The following is a 2,899-nucleotide window of genomic DNA, read 5'->3' on the forward strand; positions in this document are numbered from 1 at the left end:
GGCCAAAGGACATTTTAGATACCAGTATAGGGATCGATATGGTAAGGGACGAACTTGGCCGTATTGAACATGGAGTGTTGGCATGATAGTCTACAGGCTTGGTAAGAAGGAATACAGAAATGATCTGTCAGGTATAGGAGCGGAAAAATATGGTGGTAGATGGAATAATAAAGGGACTCGAATGGTGTATTCCTCTCAATCAAGGGCCTTGGCAAATCTTGAAGTAGCCGTTCACGTTCCTCTTAAATCGGTTCCAAAGAATTATTACCTCACTTCAATTGAAATCCCCGACGAACTTATTCACAACTATCCTGTTAACAAACTAAAGGGTAGAAACTGGAAAACATACCCTCCTTCGGAGTTCACGCAGCAAGAGGGAGATAGATTTATAAAAGAAAACAAATGGCTCACTTTAAGAGTACCATCTGCTATAGTTCAAGGAGACTTTAACTACATGATAAACCCACTCCATAAAGACATAGTTTTGGTAAAGATACTCTCTAGCGAACCTTTCACTTTTGACAAGCGCCTGTTCAGACCATAAAATATGGAAGTTCAAAATAAGGATAAAAAAAACCAACATTTGAATTATGTTGAAAAAGACCGAGCTAAACCAATGAAATCCAACAAGCAGAGTGGTAAAAATCTAAATTGGTTGAAGAAGGCCCGAGCGGGTTGGGGTTACAATGGCGACAGGAGACCTCCTTTCGCGGAGGAGCCGGAAAAAGGACAGCGATCCGTTTGGGACTTTCCCCGTCCACCGATTATTGAAAAAGTGACCAAACATATAACGGTAAGCCATAAGGGCAAACTCATTGCAGATTCTCACAATTCCCTTGCAGTACTCGAGACGGCGAGTCCCCCAACTTACTACATCCCCAGGCAGGATATCTATAAGGAAATGTTGGTCAGAATACCCAGAAAGACCTCATTGTGCGAATGGAAAGGCAGTGCCATCTATTGGGCACTTAAAGGCAATTCGGACCTAACCGTGGCTTGGTCCTACCCGAAACCTTTTAAGGAATTTGAAGGGCTAAAAGATCTTTTGGCCTTCTATCCCCAGAATCTTGATTGTAAGGTCGATGGGATACATATCCAGCCACAACCCGGAGGATTTTATGCGGGATGGATAACACCTGACCTGGTCGGACCTTTCAAAGGGGAGCCCGGAACCGGACATTGGTGATGGTTTTTTTGAGACATCCAAGACTATCAGAAGTTGGAAAGGGAAAAGCCTTATATTATAAAAGCAAACTTTTAGAAAGTATAAATAAACGATGAAAATCATGGATTTAATTAAAAGTGAAATATCAGCAATCTTAACGAGTGTAGTATTAATTTCAATTCTTGTAATTTCTATCCTGCTATATGTTTATAATAGTTCTAAGATGAAGGCCAAGAAGGAAGGGAGCGCTGAAAATGACCAGTATTCTATAAAGTAGGCAGATAGTTAATCAGGTACAATTAAAGATTAAATAAACGCTTGATTGGTATCCGAAAATATAAAGTATTTTGACTATTATCGTATCTTAGTTATATCCATTTATTAGGCATAATTTTTGTCATATACATGAAAAATAGGTCCATGCTTAAAATCACTTTTATACTCATATTTGGAATATTAACTTCTTGCAGCACGGATGACAAGGCCATAAACCCGGATGACAAAACCTCAATCCCAAATGAAGATAATTCATCAACCCTACCAAATAGTGGAAGTGATGAAAACGTTGAGCTTTTCTATTACAGCAAGAGAAATGGGGTGAATAACATCTACAAATCTGACTTAAATGGTAATGAAACCCCAATAATAGTTGACTCAAATAATCATGATTGGTGGATCAGGGTTGCACCCAATAAACAAACAATACTTTGGTACAAATCCCCACTCAATGTTTCATCAGATAATGAATTCAACAATTATGAACAAGCCCAATTATGGATGGCGAACCTGGATGGTTCAAACTCACGAAAAGTGATTGACCTTGCCGATTACAACTGGTCAGCACAGGGAGTAGCCGATTGGTCCCCAGACGGCACACAATTGGTTATGGCCGCCAAAGAACAAAATAATTGGGGGATTTATATCACGGATCAAAACGGTCTAAATCCTGTTCGAATCAGTCAGGATACCATTGTGGATTATGCTGACCCGAGCTGGTCTCCAGACGGCCAAAAAATTGTATATAGCAAATTTGTTGGTCTAAATCTTGAAATACATGTAATGAACGTGGATGGGACCGATGAAATACAACTCACGGATGATGAGGCCTTTCAAAACTATGATCCGTATTGGTCTCCAGATGGTAAGGAGATAGCTTTTGAGAGTAAATGGACTATTCTGGACTGCTTCTTATTGGGAAAATGGGCTATTAGAAAGTATAACTTCGATACAGATCTTACTACAGATGTCGTCAAGGACGACAATAGGAATGGCCTGGCACGTTGGACCAAGGATTCCAAGAAAGTATATTTTAGTATCTCAGTATGTGGTGAATTTGCCAGAATAGGGAGAATGAATCGAGATGGTGGAGATGTTGAAATCATTTTAGAAGATACAGATTTCCCCTATTATGATTGTGATTTAGTTGAATGAATAAACTGTGCCTAATAATACCTATAATTTAGTCTTACCTTTTAGAAAACCAGAAATTTCCTACCTTTAATCAGCTCGATATCGCAGCCTTAATTTATTAGCATAGATTCCAGCCCGAAATCATAGCCTTACCGTTGGCAGTAATTAGAATCGATAAACAATCTAAATTGATGAATAAATCTATAAAGTTTTTATTATTTCTTATATGTATATTCTTCTTGACTTCGTGCTCCGAAAATTCAAATACGGCTTCGGTTATTATTAACTCTACTGGACAGCAAAACGATTCTGTCTGGGTTAAAT

4 protein-coding genes are annotated in these 2,899 nt (G+C 38.8%); all 4 read left to right on the forward strand.

The window, feature by feature from the left end; translation table 11 throughout:
* Window positions 1-11: 11 nt before the first annotated feature.
* On the forward strand, window positions 12-86 hold the full coding sequence (locus WBM60_RS16470) for an antitoxin Xre/MbcA/ParS toxin-binding domain-containing protein (protein WP_424283350.1): 75 nt from the start codon (window positions 12-14) through the stop codon (window positions 84-86).
* Window positions 83-544 (forward strand): RES family NAD+ phosphorylase, encoded by a 462-nt coding sequence (locus WBM60_RS16475; protein WP_424283347.1) that lies wholly within the window; start codon window positions 83-85, stop codon window positions 542-544. Before WBM60_RS16470 ends, WBM60_RS16475 begins: the two co-directional genes overlap by 4 nt.
* Before the next feature lie 3 nt (window positions 545-547).
* A complete protein-coding gene (locus WBM60_RS16480) occupies window positions 548-1,186 on the forward strand; it encodes a DUF427 domain-containing protein (RefSeq protein ID WP_424283348.1) in 639 nt (212 codons plus the stop codon).
* A gap of 384 nt (window positions 1,187-1,570) precedes the next feature.
* Entirely contained in the window at window positions 1,571-2,596 is a 1,026-nt protein-coding gene (locus WBM60_RS16485; RefSeq protein WP_424283349.1) for a TolB family protein, read from the forward strand.
* The last annotated feature ends 303 nt before the right edge of the window (window positions 2,597-2,899 follow it).

It is taken from the genome of Eudoraea sp. (genome assembly GCF_049669105.1).
Taxonomy (GTDB): Bacteria; Bacteroidota; Bacteroidia; order Flavobacteriales; family Flavobacteriaceae; genus Eudoraea.

Coding starts and splice junctions, on each gene's coding strand:
- WBM60_RS16475 (WP_424283347.1), top strand. CDS start 83: ATGATAGTCTACAGGCTTGGTAAGAAGGAATACAGAAATGATCTGTCA.
- WBM60_RS16480 (WP_424283348.1), top strand. CDS start 548: ATGGAAGTTCAAAATAAGGATAAAAAAAACCAACATTTGAATTATGTT.
- WBM60_RS16485 (WP_424283349.1), top strand. CDS start 1,571: ATGAAAAATAGGTCCATGCTTAAAATCACTTTTATACTCATATTTGGA.